Origin of the sequence: Streptomyces longisporoflavus, assembly GCF_014649775.1 — a bacterium.
In the GTDB taxonomy this organism is placed as follows: domain Bacteria; phylum Actinomycetota; class Actinomycetes; order Streptomycetales; family Streptomycetaceae; genus Streptomyces; species Streptomyces longisporoflavus.
On record NZ_BMTR01000006.1, the window covers coordinates 127167 to 147730 of the forward strand.

The window sequence follows — 20564 nt, forward strand, 5'->3', positions numbered from 1 at the left end:
CTTCGACGCACCTATGGACAGTACATGGGTGTCCCTCTAGGGTCGAGATGGCCTAAAGTCGAAGCGCTTCGCCACCGCCTGAACCCCCAGGAGAGCCGCATGGTCACCCTTGCCGAGGTAGCCCACCACGCCGGAGTCTCGGCCAGCACGGTGAGCTATGTACTCAGCGGCAAGCGGTCCATCTCCGCCTCCACCAAGGACCGTGTCGAACGCTCCATCCAGGAGCTCGGCTACCACCCGAACGCCGGCGCCCGCGCCCTGGCCAGCAGCCGCTCCAACATCATCGCCCTGATGGTGCCGCTGCGCACCGACATGTACGTGCCGGTGATGATGGAGATAGCCATCGCCGTCGCCACCACCGCACGCACCCATGGGTACGACGTGCTGCTCCTGACCGGCGAGGAGGGCCCCGAGGCGGTCCGCCGCATCGAGGGCAGTTCGCTCGCCGACGCGATGATCCTCATGGACGTGGAGCTGCACGACGAGCGGCTTCCGCTGATCCGCGAGACCGGCAGGCCCGCCGTCCTCATCGGCCTCCCCGCCGACCCCACCGGCCTGACCTGCGTCGACCTCGACTTCGTGGCGACCGGCGCGCAGTGCGTGGAACATCTCTCCGGGCTCGGCCACCGCGAGATCGCCGTGATCGGCGAGGCCCCCGCCGTGTACGAGCGGCACACCGGGTTCGCCGAGCGCACCCTGGACGGGCTGCGCGGCCGGGCCGCCGAGCTCGGCGTGCGGGTGCTGCACCGGCCCTGCGAGGGGACGTACGACGCACTGGCCGCGACCCTGGCCCGCGTCTTCGACGAACGGCCCGGCACCACGGGCTTCGTCGTGCAGAACGAGTCCGCCGTGGAACCCCTCCTGAGCCTCCTGCGCCGGCAGGGCCGCGCCATTCCGGAAGACGTCTCCGTCATCGCCGTCTGCCCCGACCAGGTCGCCACCCAGGCCTCGGTGCGGCTCACCTCCGTCGCCATCCCCGCACAGGAGATGGGACGGCAGGCGGTGGAGCGCGTCGTCGCGAAGCTGCGCGACGAGGCCGTCGACGAAGTCACCCTGCTGACACCGGAGTTGACCGTACGGTCGAGCTCGGGTCCGGGGCCCGCGAAGGGCTGACGCGTACGCGGTGCGGCTCAGGGGGTGGTCACCGTGCAGGCACGGCCCGCGTCATCCACCGGTCGTCGGTGACCTGTTGCGGGTGCAGTGGATCGTTTCTGTTGGCCGATGAGGCACTCGCCAGGGTGAACATCCCGGTGTGGCGGTGGATTTGCCCGGCCATCGCCCCTAAAGCTGTGGTCGGCAACAGTCAGCGATCGGATGGGGATGCCTGTGAAACAACAGATCGGCATCGTATGCGCGGCCCTTGTACTGATGGCCTCGACGATCGGCATGGCCCCACCCCGCATCCAGGACCCCGACGGCTGCGGGAGAACCGACCGCGGATGGCTGTGCATGACCAGCCCGGCAGGCGGTCACAAGCCTGGCGTATACAAGGCGGGCTACGACCGCTACCGGGGCGGGGAGATCACCGTCAAGCTCGGCTACCAGATCCGTATGAAGCGCACCGGGATCATCGCGGAGTCGAAGTGGCTGGGCACCAAGAAGACCCGCAACGGCTACGCGGCCTTTACAAAGCGGCTCCCCATGAGCGACGACGCGTGTATCCGAGCCAAGATGAAGCACGGCAGCAAGTACTACATCTCCAAGTACCTCGACTGCTGATCCGAACGGTTCAGGGGAGCTCAGCGTGTGGCGCATCGTCTTCTACGTGAACGCGTGGACGGTGTCCCTGTTCCTCACGGTGGTCGCAGCGGCTGCTGTCGGGCTGGGGGTGTGGCGCCGCCCGTCGCCGCGCCGCCAACGCCGGGCGGCTCGGGCGCTGTGGTGGGCGTGCCTGGTGGCGGCGCTGGCGGCCACCGTCATCCCGGACCGGCCGATCGGCTCCGGAGTCCCCTACGTGGCGATGATCCCAGGTGAGGGACTGTGGGGGAGCGCCGCCGACTACATGTACGCCAGCGAAAGGCACATGATCCTCGTGCTGCAGATCGCCAACGCAGCCATGTTCGTGCCCCTCGGCCTGTTCGCCTATGCGGCGGCCCGACGTCCTTCGTCACCAATGATCGTGCTGGGCTGCTTCGCCTTGAGCGTGACCATCGAGGTGGTGCAGCTGGTGATGAACGCCGGCCGGGTCGTCGATATCGACGACGTCATCTTCAACACCGCCGGCGGACTGGTCGGCTGCCTGCTCGCGAAGGCGGCGTGGACGGTGACAGGGCGCGGGGCCGAGACCGATGTGAGGCGGCACGCGGGGCGGGCGCATCCTCTCCGTGCCTGGCTGCTCGACCAGTTCAGAGGCTGACGGGCCGGGTCCTTGAGGTGGCGTGCCCGGCTCGGCGACAGAGAGGGTGAACTCCGCTTCTTCCAGCTCGCGCAGCAGCTGCCGCTTGACGGCCAGATCACGCGAAGTCTGCGTCGGATCATGCTTCAGGATGTGGTCGACGATTGGGCCCTCGGGCCAGCGCACCGATCGACCGTCCGCCGCCCCGCCCACTAAAGGCACCACCCTGCAGCCGTCGATGTCGACGATGCCGCCCGTGTCATCTGTCGATCACGGGCCCCGCGGAGCCTCCCTGTCGCGACGATCATGCCGGTGTCAGGGTCGGTGCGCGCGACAAGACGACCAGCCACAGGATCAGCCTGCTTCCGCTCCTGGAGTTACGCGTCTGCCACGGCCATGACGGCTTTCACCAGGGTCTCGGAGGGGTAGCCCACGATCGTGTTCACGGCTTCTGCGTAACGGGCGTAGAGCTCGGCTGCCTTATCACTCACAACAGCCACCGTTGGCCGACCTACCGGCTCGGGTTTTGCGACTGTGCGCGACGTCGGGCCGCCGCTATTCTGCGGCAGCGGCGAACGTCCTTCGCACAGCTCAGGGGGCGGTCACCGCAGGGCGTGGTGCCTTCGCCATTCCGGAGCCGATGAAGAAGCTCGGGTGCGGGGGCTGGTTGTAGGCCGTGTTCTGCCAGGCCAGCGCCGTGCGGTACTGGATGTCGTGGAGCAGCGTGGTGATCTTCGTCTTCGTCTCGTGCGGGGTGGAGTAGATCCGCAGCGCCTTGTTGTCCGCCGTGCGCCACACCACCTCCTCGCGCCAGTCGCCGATGATGTCTCCGGAGAGCGCGGGCGTCGCCTTCGTGCCGTTGTTGGACGCGACGGACGCCCCGGTCAGGAGCCGGGTCTCGCCGCCCGTGCCGTACTTGTCGATCCGGGTGCCGTCGAGGAGCTCGCGGGTGGTGTCGCCGTCCCACCAGTTCACGAAGTTGACGCTGGACGGCTCGCGGCCGAGGGACGCCCCGGACGGCGAGCGCAGGGTGTTGTCGGCCGCGGACCACGACTCGGCGCCCGCCGAACCGGCGTAGACGTCGGCGGACACGCCCCGGCCGTTGTCGGAGCCGGACGCCGTGGTCCACAGGCGCTGGCCCGTGCGGGCGTCGGCCATCCAGGAGCCGGGCTTGGAGCTGTCCTCGGACACCTTGAAGTACTCAAGACCCGTGCGCGAGGGATCGAGGTCGCCGACGTGCCCGGCGTCGCCGTGCCCGAGCTTGGTCGTCCACAGGCCGCTGCCGTTGTCGTCGACGGTCATCGCGCCGTAGACGATCTCGTCCTTGCCGTCGCTGTCGACGTCCGCGACCGACAGGCTGTGGTTGCCCTGTCCGTCGTACCCCTTGCCGGTGTTCGTCGAGGAGTTGGTGTCGAAGGTCCAGCGCCGGGTGAAGGCGCCGCCCCGCCAGTCCCAGGCGGCGATGACGGACCGCGTGTAGTAGCCGCGCGCCATGATCAGTGAGGGCCTGCTGCCGTCGAGGTAGGCGGTCCCGGCGAGGAAGCGGTCCACGCGGTTGCCGTAACTGTCGCCCCAGCCCGCCACGTTGCCCCGCGCGGGAACGTAGTCGACCGTGTCGAGCGCGGCGCCCGAGCGGCCGTCGAACATGGTCAGGTACTCGGGTCCGGCAAGGACGTAGCCGCCGGAGTTGCGGTGGTCGGCCGAGGAGCTGCCGATCACCTTGCCCGCGCCGTCCTTCGTGCCGTCCGCCGTCTTCGTGGCGACCTCGGCCCTGCCGTCGCCGTCGTAGTCGTACACCTGGAACTGCGTGTAGTGCGCTCCCGAGCGGATGTTGCGGCCCAGGTCGATCCGCCACAGGCGGGTGCCGTCCAGCTTGACGCCGTCGATGATCGTGTTGCCGGTGTAGCCGGACTGCGAGTTGTCCTTGGCGTTGGTGGGCTGCCACTTCAGCACGAAGTCCAGGGCGCCGTCCCCGTCGAGGTCGCCCACGGACGCGTCGTTCGCCTCGTACGTGTACGCCACGCCGTCCGGGGTGGTGCCCCCGGCGGGCGGCGTGATCGGCACGTCCTTGTACCCGGCGCGGAACTGCACCGCGTGCACGGAGTCGCCCTGCTCGGCACCGTCGACCACCGCACGCACGGTGTAGTCGGCGCTGTTCGGGGCGCCCGCGTGGAAGTAGTTCGTCGAGCCGGTGACCGGGGACGCGTTGACCTTCGTACCGCCCCGGTAGACGTTGAAGGCCACGTCGTCGTCATCGGTGCCGAGCCAGCGCCAGCTGACCAGGTTCCCGGCGTCGGTGTGCACGCTGACCACGCCCCGGTCAAGCGACTCGGCCTGGCGGGTCGTGGCCGCGGACGAGGTCGACGACAGGGCGATCAGCCCACCGGCGGCGAGCGCGCCCGCGACGACGGCGGTGACCAGAACCCGGCCGCGGGCCCGCCGCCCTCGGCGGCCTCTGCGGCGGCGAACTTCGGTGTACGGATGCTCGGCCATGGAGTGCTCCTGCGGGGGAGAGAGACGGGGCGAGGGACAGTGCCTCGACCCAGTCGCCGCGGGACGCGCGAAAGGTTGCCGCTCGGAGGAACCTTCGCGGCGGCGGCGCGCGCGGCGGGTGGAGGCGAACCGTTCCGGATGGCCCCAAAGCGCCCATGCCGCGGCCTGGCTCAGATCTGACTGGAGTTCCGGACGTTGTTCGATCTCTCGCACGGACGTTGCTATGCTCGCGCACCGCACTTCGGCGGCACGGGGGCCACCAGCGCGCGTGCACAGCCGCGCAAGCACAGAAAGAGGTGACCCGTGGGGACAGCCGTCGACGACGCGGCCGCCGCGGAGTTCCATGACTTCTTCGAGCGTCACTACGCCGAACTGGCCCGCCTCGCCCACATGCTGACCGGCGAGAAGGACGCCGCGGACGACCTCGCCGCGGACGCCCTGGTCGCGCTCTGGCACCGCTGGGACCGGGTGCGCGCCGCCGACCACCCGGCCGCCTACGCCCGTGGAGTCGTCGCCAACATGGCCCGCAGCCGTATCCGCAGCGCGGTGCGCGAGAGGCGCCGCGTCGCGCTGTTCTGGGGCCAGCGGGCGGAGGGCGTCGACGATCCCGACGTACCCGCGGTCGTCGACGTCCAGGAGGCGTTGCGTACGCTGCCGTTCCGTAAGCGGGCCTGTGTCGTGCTGCGGCACGCCTTCGACCTGTCGGAGAAGGACACCGCTCTCACCCTCGGCATATCGGTCGGTACGGTGAAGAGCCAGACGTCCAAGGGAATGGCGGAGCTGCAACGGCTCCTGGGTGATCTCGCGTCGCAACTCGTGGGAGGGAGGCAGTGATGGACGACGTACGCAAGCACTTGCGCGATGCCGCGGCGGAGCACCGCCCCGACCGGGAGCGGATGCTCGCCCGGATCGAGCGGGGCATGGAGCGCGACACGGTCGGCCACGGCGCCCCGTCCCGCGGCAGGCTGCCACGGCCCGCCCCCTGGCTGCGCATCGCCGGCGCGACGGCCGCCGTCGCCGGGGTATTCGCCCTCGGCGGTTACGCCGTCGCCTCCGTCGTGCGCGGCGACGAGCCGCCGCCCCGCACCGTCGGCACACCCGCCGCCCCCGAATCCCCGACCGGGCCGAGCCCCTCCGCGTCGACGCCCGGCGACGAGAACGCCAAGCCGAGGCCACCGGCCGAACCCACCCACTCGCCCGGCAAGGGGACGAACAGCGCACCGGGGAAGGACAAGGACCGCGACGCCGACCGGCCGCCGAAGAAGTCCGCGCCCCCGCCCGACTCGCGGCGCGTGGCCCCGGACGCAAAGGACGTCGAGGACGGTTACCTCTGGAGCGACGGCTCCATCGACCCGCAGAGCAACGACTTCTGGGCGCAGAGCACCCTCACCTTCAAGACCGAAAAGCCCCTCGCCGCGCTCACCGTCGAACTGCGCGTCGCGCAGACCGGGGGCGTCGCGGACGCGGGCAACTGGCGCTCCCTGCCCGCCGACGACTTCACCGTGTCCGTACGCGAACAGGGCGATGAGCTTGTCTACCGCTGGACGCTGAAGGCGGGCCGGACCGTCCCGGCGGGGGAGCACGTCTTCGCCGGCCAGTACAACCACGCCGAGGGCGGCAGAGACGCGGGCGAGGACACCTACGCGGCGGAGGCGGTCGCGGGCGGCCGGAAGGCCGCCGTACGCGGCGACTTCGCCCGTACCTCGTAGACCGCCGGAAAATTCTTCCGCGCAGCGGCAACCTTCCGCATCCGGGCGGAGACCAGCAGACGCAAGGTCATCCCCCCAGCGAAAGAACGGTCCCCATGACCACGCAAAGAGCCGAACTGCGCAAGAGCCGCAAGCGCCGCCTCACCCGCCGCCGCGCCGCGGGCGCGGCGGGCGGCGCGCTCCTGCTGACCGGCGCCACCCTGGGCGCCAACATGCTGCTGTCCCCCGCCGGAGCGGCGACGACCGCCGCGGCTGCCTGGCCCACACCCACCGGCAACAAGGCCGTCGGCAAGACCATCGAGGTGTCCGGCACCTACGACGGCGCACTCCAGCGCTTCTACGGCAGCGGAGACCTCGGCGGCGACGGCCAGGAAGAGGGCCAGGACCCGATCTTCAAGCTGAAGGACGGCGCGGTCCTGAAGAACGTCGTGCTCGGCTCCCCGGCCGCGGACGGCGTGCACTGCTCGGGCAGCTGCACCATCCAGAACGTGTGGTGGGAGGACGTCGGCGAGGACGCGGCCAGCTTCAAGGGCACCTCGTCCGGCTCGGTCTACACGGTCACCGGCGGCGGCGCGAGGAAGGCCGACGACAAGGTCTTCCAGTTCAACGGCGCGGGCAAGCTGAACATCTCCGGGTTCCAGGTCTCCGACTTCGGCAAGCTGGTCCGCTCCTGCGGCAACTGCTCCAAGCAGTACAAGCGCACGATCGTCATCAACGACGTGGACGTGACGGCGCCCGGCAAGTCCCTCGCCGGCATCAACACCAACTACGGCGACACGGCGACCCTCAGCAAGATCCGCATCCACGGCGACAGCAGCAAGAAGATCAAGCCCTGTATCCGCTACACGGGCAACTCCTCGGGTGACGAGCCCAAGGAGACGGGCAGCGGCCCCGACGGCACGTACTGCAAGTACAGCGCGTCGGACATCAGCTACCAGTAGGCGACGGCTCCGCGGGCCACCGGTGACCGGTCGGTCACCGGTGGCCCTCCGCCGTCGGCCCGGGAATAACGGATCGCTTGCGCCGGCGGTCGGTGATTGAGTCTCTACGCCATCAAGTAGAGCTCAAGGGGGACGGGTTGCTTCGCCTTCATCTGACGGCCGCCACGCTGCTCAGGGTGTCCGCCGAGGGCGTCGCGACCGCGTTGGTGCTCACCGTCCAGTCACGTACGGGAGACGCGGCGAGCGCCGGTTTCGTCCAGACCGCGATGACGCTTCCCTATGTGCTGAGCGGGCCGGTCATCGGCCATGCCCTCGACCGCGCGGACCGGCCGCGACGCCTCGTCACCGCGCTTGCCTGCGGCTATGCCCTCGCCACCGCCCTGCTCATGCTGTCGGCGGGCCGCTCGCCGCTGGTGCTCGTGCTGCTTGTGGCCGCCGTGGTGGGCTGCGTCGAGCCGGTCGTGACGGCGCTGACCGGTCTGCTGCCGCGCCTCGTCCCCGCGCGGCGGCTCTCGCGTGCGTACGGCCTGGAGGCGTCGAGTTACAACGTCGCGGCCATCGCCGGGCCCGGCCTTGCGGCACTGGTCGCCGCGTTCGCGGGTGCGGGGCACTCCGGGATCGTGATCGTGGCCGCCGCCGTGCTCGGCACGCTCGCCCTGCCCCTGCTGAGCCTGCCGCCGCCGGAAGTCAAGCCGGAGCGGTCGGGGCTCGCGCAGGTCATGGGCGGCGGGTTCTCGGTCCTCGGGGCCAACCGGGTGCTGCGGGCCCTGACCGTGTCGACGATGCTCGCCTGGTTCGGGTACGGCGGGTTCGCGGTGGCGGCGGTACTGCTCGGCCAGGACATCGGCGCGGGCCCCGCGGCGGGCGGGCAGCTCCTGGCCTGTTTCGCCGTCGGATCGCTCGTGGGCGCGCTGGCCTCCTCGCGCCGGCTGACGCCCGGCCGGGCCGAAAACGCAGTACTGGTAGGCCTGTTGGGATTCGGCACGTCACTCGCCGCGCTCGCGGTGGTGCCGTCGCTGCCCTGGGCATGGGCGGTCTGTGTGGCGGCGGGCCTGGCCGAGGGGCCGTTGTTCACCGCGACGCTGATGCTCCGTCAGCGCGAGTCGCCACCGGACCGGCTCGGCCAGGTCAACACCACCGGCGGCAGCCTGAAGATCGGCGCGTCGGCGGGCGGCGCGGCGCTGACCGGGGTGTTGGCGGGCAGGCTCGGAGCGGACGGGATGATGCTGGGCATCGCCGCGTGCCAGGTGGCGGGCGCGGCGCTGTGGATCGTGCTGCGGCGGCTTCCCGCCTCCGCCGCGGTGACCTCGCGCGGCGCGTCCTGAACCGGGGCGCGGCCCGTGCGGCCCCGGTTCAGGGTGCGGCGGCGCGTCTCAGCGGTCCTTTCGCCCGGGCGTCCAGTCGCCGAGATAGGCGGCGCGGGTCGCGGACGCGGCCTGCTTGCGGGTGAGCTGCGGACGGTTGTCCGGGACGGTGACCGTCGCTCCCGGGCCCGAGTTGCGGTACTCCGCGAATCGCTGGGCCTGCCAGGGATGGGCGTCGCGCATGTTCGCGTACGGGGTCACCGCGTCGATGCCGGGACCCAGATGGGTGTCGCGTACCGTCAGCATGGGGCGGGCCGTGATGTCCGAGCTGGGGACCCAGGGGCGGGCCAGTTTGTAGTACGCGTCCGGCGCCCCGCTCGTCACCCGGCTGCGGCTGACCAGGTAGCCGCGCGGGTTGGCGACGGCCGTGGACGGCGCGAAGACGAAGCCGTACGGCGCCGCCGCGAGGTCGCTCCGGGTGAGCGTGTGGAAGCGGCAGTGCTCGAAGACCGCGGTGGCACGCCCGAAGACGAAGTCGACGTCACCCTCCACGTAGCAGTCGCGGAAGTACTGGCGGGCGAAGGCGCCCAGGTCCGCGGTGTCGGCGTAGAGCGTGTCCTGGTGGCCCAGGAACCGGCAGCCGAAGAACGCCGAGCGGTCGCCCGTCACCTTGATGGCGACGGCCTGGGTGCCGGTGTAGTCCGGGTGGTCCGCCCGCAGCCAGTCGTTGGCGAACGTGACGGCGCGGGCGGTGAAACCGGCGGCGCGCACGGTCGTGGTGGCCGAACCGCTCGTGCCGTACGTGCCGGAGCCGTCGGGCTTCGGGGTGCCCGCCGCGTTGTCGTACACGATGACCGTGTCGCGCGGGTCGCCGCTCGCGCCGACGAGGGTGAGCCCGGTGCTCGCCCCGGGCACCGAAACCGTCTCGCGGTAGGTGCCCGGCGCCAGGACCAGGGTGAAGCCGGGGCCGGACGCCGCGTCCACGGCGGCCTGGACGGTGGTGTGGTCGCCGCCGCCCGCCGGATCGACGTACAGCGTCCGGCGGCCCGGCCGCGGCCCGGCGGCGCGGGCGGGTGCGGCCGCGCCGAAGGCCAGGGCGGCTGCGGCGCCGGCGCCCGTGGTGAGCACCGTGCGCCGGCCGAGGGGTGTGCGGGAGTAGTGCGAGGGCATGGCTGATCCTTCGCTGTGCGGCTCAGTCAGGAGGTCTTGCGGGGGAGGGCCTTGCGAGAGGCCCGGGGAAGGAAGGGAGGGAGGGGATCAGCGGCGCTTGCCCGCGCCCGCCTCGCGCGCCAGCAGCTTCGGCAGCTTGCGCGGGTCGTCCACCCGCGTCCGCAGGCTCGGCGTCCATCCGGCGTCCGACCGCAGGGTCTCCTCGGGGAACTCCGCGTTGTGGACGGCGATGAGGTCGACGCGCTTGCCGTTGACGTAGTTGGCGTCGGCGGTGACCGGCGCGTCCTTCCACTTCTTGAGGATCTTCGCGGCGCTGACCCCGGCCGGGAGCGTGAACGCGTTCTTCTGCGCGACGAGCCGCGACTCCGCGCCGATGCCGAAGGAGTACTGGTAGCCGTTCGCCGGCACCACATAGTGGTTGTTGTACGTGTCGACCTGCCCGAAGCGGACGCGCGGAGCCCGCTCGACGATGTCCCGGAAGACGTTGTGGTGCAAAGTGACGCGCAGCTTGCCGCGGTCCGTGCCGCCCGCGCTGTCGCTGTTGCCGATCATCAGGGTCTTGTCGTGGTCGGCGAAGACGTTCCAGGAGGCGGTGACCAGGTCCGCGCCGCGCACGATGTCCAGCTCGCCGTCGTGCTGCTGGTAGATCTCGCCGTAGTAGGACGGCAGTGAACTGTCGGGGTGCTCGCCGTCGGTGAACGTGTTGTGGTCGACCCACACATGTGTCGAGCCGTGTACGACCATGCTGTCGTACTCCGAGTTCCAGGCGCCCTTGTCCCCGTCCGTGGGATCCCACTGCGGGAAGCAGTCGAGCGGGCTCTCCAGCGTGAGATCGCGGACGACGACGTTGTCCACGCCCTGGATCTGCAGGCTGCCGCCGATGATCCCGGCGTTCCCGCCGACCCCCACGATGGTCGTGTCCGCGGGCACGTACGCCTTGATCGCCGCGGCCTGCCGGGTCGCCGAAGCCGCCCGCAGATCCTCCTGCGCCCCGCTGACCGGCGTGTCGTATCCCCACACCGCGGGGTCGTAGTCGGCGAGATAGCGCTCGAAGTCGTAGCCGTCGGCCTCGAACGCGGCGCAGCCCGCGGCCGTCGCGTTCAGCGTGCCCCTGACCTTGATGATCCGGGGAGCGCCCGGGTCGTCCGCGAGCGCGGCCCGCAGTTCCTCCCAGGTGGTGACCGTGTAGGTGTGCGCGGCATCGGCGCCGGCGCCGCCGGTGGTGCCGCCCTCGGCGGACGCCCAGCCGTCGCCGCGCGGCAGCACGTCACGTGCGCCCGCGGCCGCGGCGGGTGCCGCGCCGGAGACGGCCACGACCAGGGCGGTGCACCCCGCGAGCAGGGCGAGAGAGCTGCGTCCGGTGGATCTGCGTACAGGCATGTTCGTCCTCACGGTCCTTTTGGCCAGGTGATCCAGGAGTCGGGTATCGCGTCGTCGAGCCGTCGTACGTCCCGCGGCGCGAGCACCCCGCGGTACAGCAGCCCGTCCGCCACCAGACGTGCCACGGCGATCGCGCCCGGCGGGTTGAAGTGCGTGTTGTCCTGCTCGGTGGCGGTCCAGTTGAAGTACGCCTTGGACTTCTCGGCGCCGAGCCTCTGCCACAGGGCGAGCGACAGGGCCTGGACGTCGAGCAGCGGCACGTCCTCGGCATCGGCGAGCGCCCGCATCGCCGCCGGGTAGTCGCCGTGGGTGGGCAGCGCCGTGCCGTCCGCGTCGAACTTCCTGCGCTCGACGGCCGTGGCGAACACCGGCCGCGCGCCACGGGACCGCGCCTCCTCCACGTACCGCGTCAAGTACTCCTGATACGTGGACCAGGGCTCGGTGTAGCGCGCCGGATCGGCGCTCTTCTCGTCGTTGTGCGCGAACTGGACCAGGAGAAGGTCGCCGGGCCTGATCGATTCCAGGATCACGGCGAGCCGGCCCTCGTCCACGAAGCTCTTCGAACTGCGCCCGTTCATCGCGTGGTTGGCGACCGTCAGGCGACGGCCGTCGAGGAAGAAGGGCAGGGCCATGCCCCAGCCGGTCTCGGGCGCCGCGTCGGCGTACTTCTGCGCGGCGGTGGAGTCCCCGGCGATGAAAAGGGTGCTCGCGCGCCGCTCGCCTCGCGCATGACCCGCGGCGGCCGGGGCCGCGGCCACCGCGAGCGGAACGCCCGCGAGGGCCGCGACCGCACGGCGCCGGTTGACGCCGTGCGCGGGGCGCGATGTCACTTGTTCTGTTCTTTCCACTCGGCCTGAGCCTTGTTGAGCTGCTCGGCGAGCGTGTCGAGGAACTCCTTCGCGGACATCTTGCCGAGCAGGACCTTCTGGTAGTTCGGCTCGTTGTCGGCCTTGCTGATGGTGTTCCAGTCGGGCAGGTAGTACGGGAGCTGCACGACCTTGAGGGAGCCGTCGTTGAGCGCGGCGGCGGCCAGCTTCGTGGGCTCGGCCTTGTTCACCCAGGGGTCCTTGGAGGCCGCGATGTTGGCGGGGATGGCACCCGCCGACTCGTTCCACTTGCTGTTGGACTCGTGCGAGGCCGCGAACTCGATGAACTTCCAGGCGGCTGCCTTCTTCTTGCTCGACTTGAACAGGCCGAGCCCGTCGACCGGGTTGGAGACCTGGACGCGAACGCCCTCGTCGGTCGTCGGGTTGGGCAGGCCGCGGAACTTGCCCTCACCGAGCGCCTTCACGTGGTCCGTGTAGGAGCCGAGGTTGTGGCTGAGCATGCCGATCTGGCCCGTGTCCCACTGGGCGTTCATCTTCTTGAAGTCGTTGTTGACGTCGGCCGCGGGCGTGTTGTTCTTGTACAGCGCGACGTACTTCTCCAGCGCCGCCACGTTCTTCGGGTCGTTGACGGTGGTCTTGTCGCCGTCCCAGAACGATCCGATGCCGGACTGGCCGTAGGCCGCGTCGAGCGCCTGGGCGATGGAGCCCTCGCCGCCGCGGATGGTGTACCCGAACCGGTTGTCGCCCTTGTCGGTGAGCTTCTTGGCCGCCTCGTAGAACTTGCTCCAGTTGGTGGGGGCGTCCAGGCCGGCGGCCTTGAAGAGGTCGGTGCGGTAGTAGAGGACGCCGTTGCTCGCCGATGTCGGCACCGTGAAGAGCCGGTTGCCGCCGCCCGCCGCCCGGACGCTGTCGATCATGCCCGGGTTGAGCTTGCCCTCCAGGGAGCTACCGCTCAGACGGTCGTCCAGCGGTTCGAGGGCGTCCTGGGCGGAGATCCCGGCGAGCATCGCGGCGCCGACGCCGCCGACGTCGGGCAGGCCGCCGCCCTGGATGGCCGTGTCGTACTTGGACTGGACGCTCTCGGCGGGGATCGGCACGTACTTGACGTGGATGTCCGGGTTCTTCGCCTCGAAGTCCTTGATGATCTCCTTCCAGACGTCGGTGCGGACACCGCCGTTGTTGTCCCAGAAGGTGATCTCGCCCTTGCCCGAGCCCTCCTTGCCCGCGTCCCCGCCGGCCCCGCTGCCGTCGTCGCCACAGGCGGTGGCGGTCAGCGCGAACGCGGCGGTGAAGGCGACGGCGGCCACCGCGCGACGGCCTCTGCTGCTGTTCCCGCTTCTGTTTCCACGGATGGTGATGTTCATGGTCGGCTCTCTTCTTCGGATGTGAGGGTGTGCGTGGGTACGTGTACGAGTGGTGCGAGGTGCTGGAGGTGCTGTGGGGTCAGGGGGCGATCGCCTTCTGCGGCCCGGCGGACTTCTTCACCAGGCGGGGGACGGCGGCGGCCGGGTCGAGGTCGTAGGCGTAGAAGTCGCGCGGATCGAAGGCGGCGCCCCACGCGTCGTGACGTCCCGTCGTGTTCTTCACGATCGAGCCGCGCTGCACCAACTCCGCCGTCGCGTCGGCCTGGTAGGGGTGCTGGACGTCCCGGTAGAAGCTGTTCTCGATGACCATCTTCGTCTTGCCGCGCGCCCAGTTGCCGTAGGTCCACACCGGGTCGCCGTCGGTGACCTGCGCCGACACATAGTTGTTGTAGAGGTGCGCGTAGGCGCAGTTGTCGGCGGAGGGGTTGCGCTGCTTGGTGCCGCTGAACCAGTTGTGGTCGATGGTCACCTGCGTCTTGACCTGGTCGGTCCAGCCGATGCCGAAGGCCTTGTTGTGGTTCTCGAAGCGGTTGTACGAGACCGTGACGTACTCGCTGTCCTTGCGCAGGTCGATCAATCCGTCGCCCATGCGCGTGAACCGGTTGTGGTCGATCCAGACGTGGTCGACGGAGTCCAGCTGGATCGCGTCGAAGTCCTGTGTCTTGCCGTCCCAGTCGCCTTCCACGTACGAGTCGCGGATCGTCAGGTTGCGGATGATGACGTTGCTCGTGCCGGGCTTCAGGTGCAGTTCGCCGTGGACGATCTCACCGGTCGTGCCGACGCCGACGATCGTCTTGTCCGAGGCCACCACGATCTCCGAGCCGAACGGCTCGACGGCCACCGTGCCCTGCACGCGGATGACGTAGGGCTCGTCGGCGCCCGCGTACCGGGCGAGCGAGGCCCGGTCGGTGACGGTGACGGTCTTGCCGCCCGCGCCCCCGGTGGTCCCGCCGGCCAGCGAGGCGAAGCCGTGCGCGGCGTCGGACACGTGTCCGTGGGCCGGGGCCGCGGCGGCGCGCGCCGGGTCGTGCACGGTCGTCAGACCGAGGACGACGGCGAGCGCGGCCGTCGCCGCGAGGGCACGGGCCCTCAGGCGGCGTCCGGTGCTGTGCAGGTGCTGCTCCATTGCGGCTCCCAACAGGCGTACGGGCGGGGTCAGTCGGCGGTCGTGATGCGAAAGTGCGTGAACAGGGCCGTGCCGGCTCCGTCGCGGCCCGCGGGGGCCGTGGCGAACAGGCCGAGCAGGGCGCCCACCCATCGCCACGGCGTCGCGGCGAAGACCTGGCCCGAGGGGCGGAAGCCGTCGCCGGTGTCGGCCGAGAAGCGGCAGCGCGCGCCGTCCGTGATGTCGATCCGCAGCCGCGCGGTGCCGTCGGGGGCGGCACGCGGATGCTCCGCGTCGCGCTCCCGCTCGGCGACGGATTCGGCGAACCGGTGGACGAGGCGGACCGCACCGTCGCCGTCGCGTTCCAGGCCGATCCAGCCGAAGGCGTCACCGAGGACGGCGAGCCCGGCCCTGGCCTGCGGCGACGTCGCGTCGAGCCGCAGGCCGACCTCGACGGTGCACGGCGTCAGCGGCAGGCGCTGGGTCAGGACGTGCGGCAGGCGGCGCAGGTCGTGGGCGTCGGCGGAGCGCACGCAGGCGAGGCGCAGACCGTCCGCGCCGTGCGAGGTCGCCCAGCCGTCACGGGGGTTGGCGGACCACTGCCACTGGCGGCCGTGGCGCCCGCCGGGGAAGTCGTCGTCGGTGGCGGGCGCGGACGCGGGCTGCGGGGGCAGGTCCGGCTTCTTGTGTACGGCGACGGGGGCGCCGTCGTCCCCGATCACCGGCCAGCCGTCCGTGCCCCAGCGCAGCGGCTGGAGGTGGACGACCCGTCCGTAGGCCCCGCGCTGCTGGAAGTGCAGGAACCAGTCGTCGCCGGCCGGGGTGCGCACCCAGCCGCCCTGGTGGGGGCCGTTGACGTCGGTGTCGCCCTGCTCCAGGACGATCCGCTGCTCGTAGGGGCCGTGGAAGGAGCGTGCACGGAAGGCGCCCTGCCAGCCGGTCTCCACGCCGCCGGCGGGGGCGAGGATCCAGAACCATCCGTCGTGCAGATACAGCTTGGGTCCTTCGAGCGTGAACCAGCCGGGGATCAGGTCGGCGTCGATCAACACCCGCCCCTCGTCGAGGAGTTCGCGTCCGTCGGGGCTCATGCGGTGACCGGTGAGCCGGTTCTTGACGCCGGAGCGCGACTTGGCCCAGGCGTGCACGAGATAGGCCTCGCCGCGCTCCTCGTCCCACAGCGGGCAGGCGTCGATGAGTCCCTTGCCCTCCTTGACGAGGTGCGGGGCGCTCCACGGGCCGCGGATATCGGGGGAGTTGACCTGGAAGACGCCGTGGTCGGGGTCGCCCCAGAAGATCCAGAACCGGCCGTCGTGGTGCCGGATCGAGGGTGCCCACACTCCGCAGTCGTGCCGCGGCGCGGCGAACGACTCCGCGGGTTCCAGCCGGTCCAGGGCGTGCCCGATCAGGGTCCAGTTCACCAGGTCGCGGGAGTGCAGGAGCGGCAGTCCCGGCGCGCGCCCGAAGCTGGACGCGGTGAGGTAGAAGTCGTCGCCGACCCGCACGACGTCGGGGTCGGACCAGTCGGCGGCGAGGACGGGGTTGCGGTAGGTCCCGTCGCCGAGGTCGCCCGGCCCGCCGGGAACGCTTGTCGCGGACGCGCTCACGCGGCCACCGCCTTGCGGACGAGCCCCGCGCACTCGGCACGGCCCGGGCTGCCGTCGCAGACGACGGTGACGACACGGCGTACGACGGTCTCGCCGGGGCCGATCGGCAGGCGCCGCGTGTGCGCGAGCGAGGAACCGACGCCCGGGTACTCCGTGGTGCGCACGAACCACGGGTCGCGCCGTGTCTCCGGTGTCGCCCCGGCGAAGACGAGGGTCCAGCCCTGGCCCGCGAGGGCCAGCCAGTCGGCGGCGGAGCCGTGGACGGCGGCCTCGCCGTCGGCGTGCGCGGTGAACACGCCGGGCGCCCGCGTCTCCTTGGGGGCCCGCCAGAAGAAGCCTCCGTAGGCGGCGCCGGGGCGGCCGTTGGTGGCGGGGCTGCCGATCGAGATCTCGGCGTCGGCGGGATTGGTGAGGGAGAAGGTGAAGTCAAGGGCCCACGCGGACGGGGTGAGGGGAGTGACGGCCACCGTGCGCCGCTCGCGGAGCAGCTCGCGCTCCCCGTCGAGCCAGCCGACCTCCTCGACGAAGCCGTCGGGGTCGCACAGCTTGAACTCCAGATGGCGCTGTTCGCCGTGGTTGTCGAGCTCGGTGGGCCCCTGGCCGCGTACGTAGGTGCGTCCGCCCCAGAAGTTGCGGCCCGCCGCGTCGGGCACGGCCACGCCCACGCCGAGGTGGTGCGGGTGGTCGGCGGGGGCGGACTCGGTGACGGGGAGGCCGCCGAAGGTGCGGACGGGGTGGAGGTAGGGGCGGGGCGCGAGCCGCGGCGCGGCCGAGGGGTGGATGACGTACCGGCCGACGGGGCGGCCCGAGCAGCGCAGCATGAGCGCGGTGTCGGTCACGGTTCTGTTCATGGCGTTCTCACCTCGGTGGGGTCTCGGCGGTGCGGGAGCGGGAGGCGGAGGGGTCGGCGGCGGTGAGCCGGGCGCCGGGGGAGCCGGCCGCGGGGCCGGGCGGCGTGCCGGGCAGCGCCCAGAACGCGCCGAGCTCCGCGTAGCCGCACAGCGTGTCGGCGCTCGCCGCGACGAGTCCGTCGATGCCGTGCACGACCCGTCGCCGTACGCCTTCGTGTCCGCCGGGCACCGCCCGCCAGGCCTCGACCGGCAGCGGGCGTGGATCGGGCGCCAGGCGTACCGCCTCGACGACCTTCATGAAGGCGCCCGTCGACACGGGCGGGACCAGCAGCTCGGCCCGGCCCGCCAGATGGTCGACGAGGTTCTCCAGGAGGTCCGTGCGCCCGTGCAGGACCTCCTCGGGCCCGTGCCCCGCGCGCTGCACGAGCACCCGGTCCTGCTTGTACCAGAACGTGATGCGGCCCCGGCTGCCATGGGCGATGACGTACGGCTCGTCGGGACGCTCCGCGCACAGGGTCGCGGCGACCCCGACGCGGCCGCCGCGCGCGGTGGAGATCCCCACGAACGAGGTGTCGTCGGACTCGATGGCGTTGGCGCGGAACAGCTCCGTGTCCACCCGTGTGACGTCCTCGGCCCGCATGGACCCGTCGATCGCCAGGGCGGTGGCGACGGCGTGGGCGAGGGGGTTGGTCAGGACACCGTCCACGACGTCCGCGCCGTTCATCCGGCGCCGCCCCGCCCAGGGCGCGCGCCGGTAGTACGCCTCGTCGCGCGCCCAGGCACCCGCCGCCCCGATGCCCGTCGGCTCACCGATCGCCCCTTCGGCGATCAGGGCGCGGACGGCGGGCACGGCGTGCGAGCCGAGGGACTGGAACCCGACCTGGCAGGCCACGCCGGCGGCGTCCACCGCGTCGGTGATCCGCTCGAAGTCGGCGTACGAGGGGGCGGGCGGCTTCTCCAGGAGCAGGTGCACGCCCCGCGCGGCGGCGGCGACCGCCAGGTCCGCGTGGGTCGGGATCGGCGTGCAGATGACGGCGGCGGCGGCCCCGGTGGCGTCGAGCAGACCGGCGAAGTCCGCGGACTGCGCGGGCTCACCGAGACCTTCGAGCTCGGCGCCGGTCAGCGGATCGAGCTCGCAGATCCCCACGAGCCGTACGCGGCCCGCCTGTTGGAGGCGCCGGATGTTCTCCAGGTGCCATCTGCCGTGCCCGCGCGCACCGGCGAGGACGAGCGGCAGCGGGGCGTCCGGGGCCGCGGGCACCCGGCCGGCGCTCATCGGACCCTCCCGGCGCCCGCGCCGCGCTCGACGTCGTGGTCGGCCCGCTCGGCGCTGTCGACGCGGCCGTGCGACGCGGGCACCCAGCCGACGTCGGCGCTCAGGTCGCGCTCGCTGCCGGAGTTGTACGCGTTGTTGATCGCGAGCAGGTCGACGGGATAGCCGTTGAACAGCGAGCCCTTCGCGTGCAGCGCGCTGCCGTTCCAGCTCTTGACCAGGTCGGCGGCCTCGATGTGGCCGGGTGTGGTGAAGGCGTTGTTCTCGGCGTAGACGGCGGACTCGGTGGAGACGCCGATCGAGTAGCGGTAGTCGTGGACGTCGTCGGGCACGACGTAACGGTTGTTGTAGAGGTGGACCTGTCCGAAGCGGACGCGCGGCGCGCGCTGCACGACCGAGTCGAACTCGTTGTGGTGCAGGGTGACGCGGAGCTTGCCGCGGTCGCCGGTGGCCGTGTCGCCGTTGCCGATGAGCATCGCCTTGTCGTGGTCGGCGAAGCGGCTCCAGGAGACGGTGATCAGGTCGGAGGCGTTGGTGATGTCGAGCAGCCCGTCGTGGCGCAGGTAGTTGCGCCCGAAGCGGGTGGGCTCGTCGGCGTCGGGCCGGCCCTTGTCGGAGGCCGTGACGTGGTCGATCCACACATGGGTGGCGCCGCGCAGCCAGATGTTGTCGTACGCCGTCTTCCAGTCCCCGAGGCCGCCGGTGTTGGGCTGCCAGAGGGGGAAGCAGTCGTGGGCGTCGCGCAGTTCGAGGTTGCGGATGATGACGTTGTCCGCGTCGTGCACCTGAAGGCTGCCGCCCTTGAGCACGGCGCTGCTGCCGAGTCCGACGATCGTGGTGTTCGGACCCACGTTCAGTTCGACGCGCTCGGCCTGGCGGGCCGCCGATGCCTTGCGGGCCTCCTCCTGCGGGCCGGAGGGTTTGGCGCTGCCCCAGGTGCGCGGGTCGTAGGCGGCGAGATAGCGGTCGGTGCGGTAGCCGTCGGTGGCGTAGTCGGCGCAGTCCAGGGAGCGGCCGCGGTCGTCGGTGTTGGCGTCGATGGTCCCGGCGATCTTGATGATCTTCGGGGTCGCGCTGCCGCCGTCCAGGGCGCGGACGAGCCCGGCCCGGTCGGTCACGGTGAAGACGTGCGCGTCGTCGGCCGCGGCGCCCCCGGTGGTGCCGCCGTTTGTCGCCGCCCAGCCGTCGTCCGCCGCCAGGGTGTCGCGGCTGATGTCGCGGGCCGGCCCGGTGCCGGCCTGCGCGGAGGGGACGGCGAGGGCGGCGAGCAGGGTCAGGGCGGCCGTCACTTGGCAGGCCCGGCGGCTCATCCCTTCACCGCCCCGGCGCTGAACCCGGTGACCAGCCACTTCTGGATGAAGGCGAAGACGATCACGACGGGCAGTGCGGCGATGACGCCGCCCGCCGCGAGCGCCCCGAGGTCGACGCTGTCGGCGCCCATCAGGGTGGCGAGGCCGACCGGGATCGTCTGCTTGTCCTGGTTGGAGAGGAACATCAGGGCGAACAGGAAGTGGTTCCAGCTGTGCACGAAGGCGAACGAGCCGACCGCGATCAGACCGGGCCGCAGCAGCGGCAGGACGACGGCGCAGAAGGCCCGGAAGCGTCCGCAGCCGTCCACCCAGGCGGCCTCCTCCAGGGAGTACGGCACGTTCTTGATGAACCCGCTGATCAGGATCATGGACAGCGGCAGCTGGAAGACGGCCTCGGCGATGATGACGCTGCCGAGGGAGTTGATCATCTGCAGGTTGGCGAAGATCTGGAAGAGCGGCACCAGCATCAGCGCGCCGGGGATGAACTGCGAGCAGAGCAGCGCCAGCATGAACCCGCGCTTGATCTTGAAGTCGAAGCGGGCGAGGGCATAGCCGCCGGCGAGGGCGACGAGCGTCGTCATCAGCATCGACAGGACGCCGACGATGACGCTGTTCTGGAAGAAGAGCGCGAAGCTGCGCTCGGTCCACACCTTGTCGAAGTGCTCGAACGTGATCGGCCAGGGGAGCAGCGAGGTCGAGCCCGCCGGGCGGATCGCGAAGAGCAGCATCCAGTAGAAGGGGATGAGGGTGAAGAGGAGGTAGAGGCCGAGCGGGACATAGATCTGCCAGCGGGGCGCTTCGTCCCAGGGGCGCCGCTTGGGCGCGCGCGGGCCGCCGGTGAGAGTGCTCGCGGGCGCGGTGGGGCCCGCCGTGTCGGCTTCCCTGTTCAGGTGCTGTG

General features: G+C 71.3%; 17 protein-coding genes and 1 pseudogene. 7 read left to right on the top strand and 11 right to left on the bottom strand.

Annotated elements, in window-relative coordinates:
• Positions 1-99: 99 nt before the first annotated feature.
• The 3 genes from IE226_RS14280 to IE226_RS14290 all read left to right on the top strand — a co-directional run bounded on the left by IE226_RS14280 (position 100) and on the right by IE226_RS14290 (position 2356).
• A complete protein-coding gene (locus tag IE226_RS14280; RefSeq protein WP_190081566.1) occupies positions 100-1113 on the top strand; it encodes a LacI family DNA-binding transcriptional regulator in 1014 nt (337 codons plus the stop codon).
• 255 nt (positions 1114-1368) lie between these two features.
• On the top strand, positions 1369-1719 hold the full coding sequence (locus tag IE226_RS14285) for a hypothetical protein (RefSeq protein ID WP_190081567.1): 351 nt from the start codon (positions 1369-1371) through the stop codon (positions 1717-1719).
• A 25-nt stretch (positions 1720-1744) separates the two neighbouring features.
• Positions 1745-2356: a VanZ family protein gene (locus IE226_RS14290; protein ID WP_190081568.1), complete on the top strand. Its 612-nt coding sequence runs from the start codon at positions 1745-1747 to the stop codon at positions 2354-2356.
• A gap of 570 nt (positions 2357-2926) precedes the next feature.
• On the opposite strand, the gene IE226_RS14295 is transcribed toward IE226_RS14290, so the two are convergent.
• Positions 2927-4828, bottom strand: a complete 1902-nt coding sequence (locus IE226_RS14295; protein WP_190081569.1) for a rhamnogalacturonan lyase — start codon at positions 4826-4828, stop codon at positions 2927-2929.
• 303 nt (positions 4829-5131) lie between these two features.
• Here IE226_RS14295 and IE226_RS14300 point away from each other — a divergent pair, with 303 nt between their 5' ends.
• The 4 genes from IE226_RS14300 (at position 5132) to IE226_RS14315 (ending at position 8803) form a co-directional block, all read left to right on the top strand.
• Positions 5132-5662 carry a SigE family RNA polymerase sigma factor gene (locus IE226_RS14300; RefSeq protein WP_190081570.1) on the top strand — a complete coding sequence of 177 codons (531 nt, stop codon included), beginning with the start codon at positions 5132-5134 and terminating at the stop codon, positions 5660-5662.
• Positions 5662-6537, top strand: a complete 876-nt coding sequence (locus IE226_RS14305; protein WP_190081571.1) for a hypothetical protein — start codon at positions 5662-5664, stop codon at positions 6535-6537. The genes IE226_RS14300 and IE226_RS14305 overlap by 1 nt, the downstream gene beginning before the upstream one ends.
• Before the next feature lie 95 nt (positions 6538-6632).
• Complete coding sequence (locus IE226_RS14310) at positions 6633-7478, top strand: pectate lyase (RefSeq protein WP_190081572.1); 846 nt, start codon at positions 6633-6635, stop codon at positions 7476-7478.
• A 137-nt stretch (positions 7479-7615) separates the two neighbouring features.
• Positions 7616-8803, top strand: coding sequence for an MFS transporter (locus tag IE226_RS14315; RefSeq protein WP_190081573.1), 1188 nt, complete (start codon positions 7616-7618; stop codon positions 8801-8803).
• 48 nt (positions 8804-8851) lie between these two features.
• Here IE226_RS14315 and IE226_RS14320 read toward each other — a convergent pair whose 3' ends face one another.
• The 10 genes and pseudogenes from IE226_RS14320 to IE226_RS14365 all read right to left on the bottom strand — a co-directional run bounded on the left by IE226_RS14320 (position 8852) and on the right by IE226_RS14365 (position 20556).
• Positions 8852-9952 carry a pectinesterase family protein gene (locus tag IE226_RS14320; protein ID WP_190081574.1) on the bottom strand — a complete coding sequence of 367 codons (1101 nt, stop codon included), beginning with the start codon at positions 9950-9952 and terminating at the stop codon, positions 8852-8854.
• An 87-nt stretch (positions 9953-10039) separates the two neighbouring features.
• A complete protein-coding gene (locus tag IE226_RS14325) occupies positions 10040-11332 on the bottom strand; it encodes a pectate lyase family protein (RefSeq protein ID WP_190081575.1) in 1293 nt (430 codons plus the stop codon).
• Positions 11333-11340: 8 nt separating this feature from the next.
• Entirely contained in the window at positions 11341-12162 is an 822-nt protein-coding gene (locus IE226_RS14330; protein ID WP_190081576.1) for a rhamnogalacturonan acetylesterase, read from the bottom strand.
• The gene (locus IE226_RS14335) at positions 12159-13523 is read right to left on the bottom strand and encodes an ABC transporter substrate-binding protein (protein WP_190081577.1); all 1365 of its coding nucleotides are present in this window, start codon (positions 13521-13523) and stop codon (positions 12159-12161) included. The genes IE226_RS14330 and IE226_RS14335 overlap by 4 nt, the downstream gene beginning before the upstream one ends.
• An 88-nt stretch (positions 13524-13611) precedes the next feature.
• Positions 13612-14649 (bottom strand): annotated as a pseudogene (locus tag IE226_RS14340) (pectate lyase family protein); the annotation flags it as partial.
• 29 nt (positions 14650-14678) lie between these two features.
• On the bottom strand, positions 14679-16232 hold the full coding sequence (locus IE226_RS14345; protein WP_190081579.1) for a glycoside hydrolase family 43 protein: 1554 nt from the start codon (positions 16230-16232) through the stop codon (positions 14679-14681).
• Positions 16229-17083 carry a DUF6807 domain-containing protein gene (locus IE226_RS14350; protein ID WP_190081580.1) on the bottom strand — a complete coding sequence of 285 codons (855 nt, stop codon included), beginning with the start codon at positions 17081-17083 and terminating at the stop codon, positions 16229-16231. The genes IE226_RS14345 and IE226_RS14350 overlap by 4 nt, the downstream gene beginning before the upstream one ends.
• Positions 17084-17090: 7 nt before the next feature.
• Positions 17091-18359, bottom strand: coding sequence for a Gfo/Idh/MocA family protein (locus IE226_RS14355; RefSeq protein ID WP_190081581.1), 1269 nt, complete (start codon positions 18357-18359; stop codon positions 17091-17093).
• Positions 18356-19666, bottom strand: a complete 1311-nt coding sequence (locus IE226_RS14360) for a pectate lyase family protein (protein WP_190081582.1) — start codon at positions 19664-19666, stop codon at positions 18356-18358. Before IE226_RS14360 ends, IE226_RS14355 begins: the two co-directional genes overlap by 4 nt.
• Positions 19663-20556 carry a carbohydrate ABC transporter permease gene (locus IE226_RS14365; protein WP_190081825.1) on the bottom strand — a complete coding sequence of 298 codons (894 nt, stop codon included), beginning with the start codon at positions 20554-20556 and terminating at the stop codon, positions 19663-19665. Before IE226_RS14365 ends, IE226_RS14360 begins: the two co-directional genes overlap by 4 nt.
• Positions 20557-20564 lie beyond the last annotated feature (8 nt).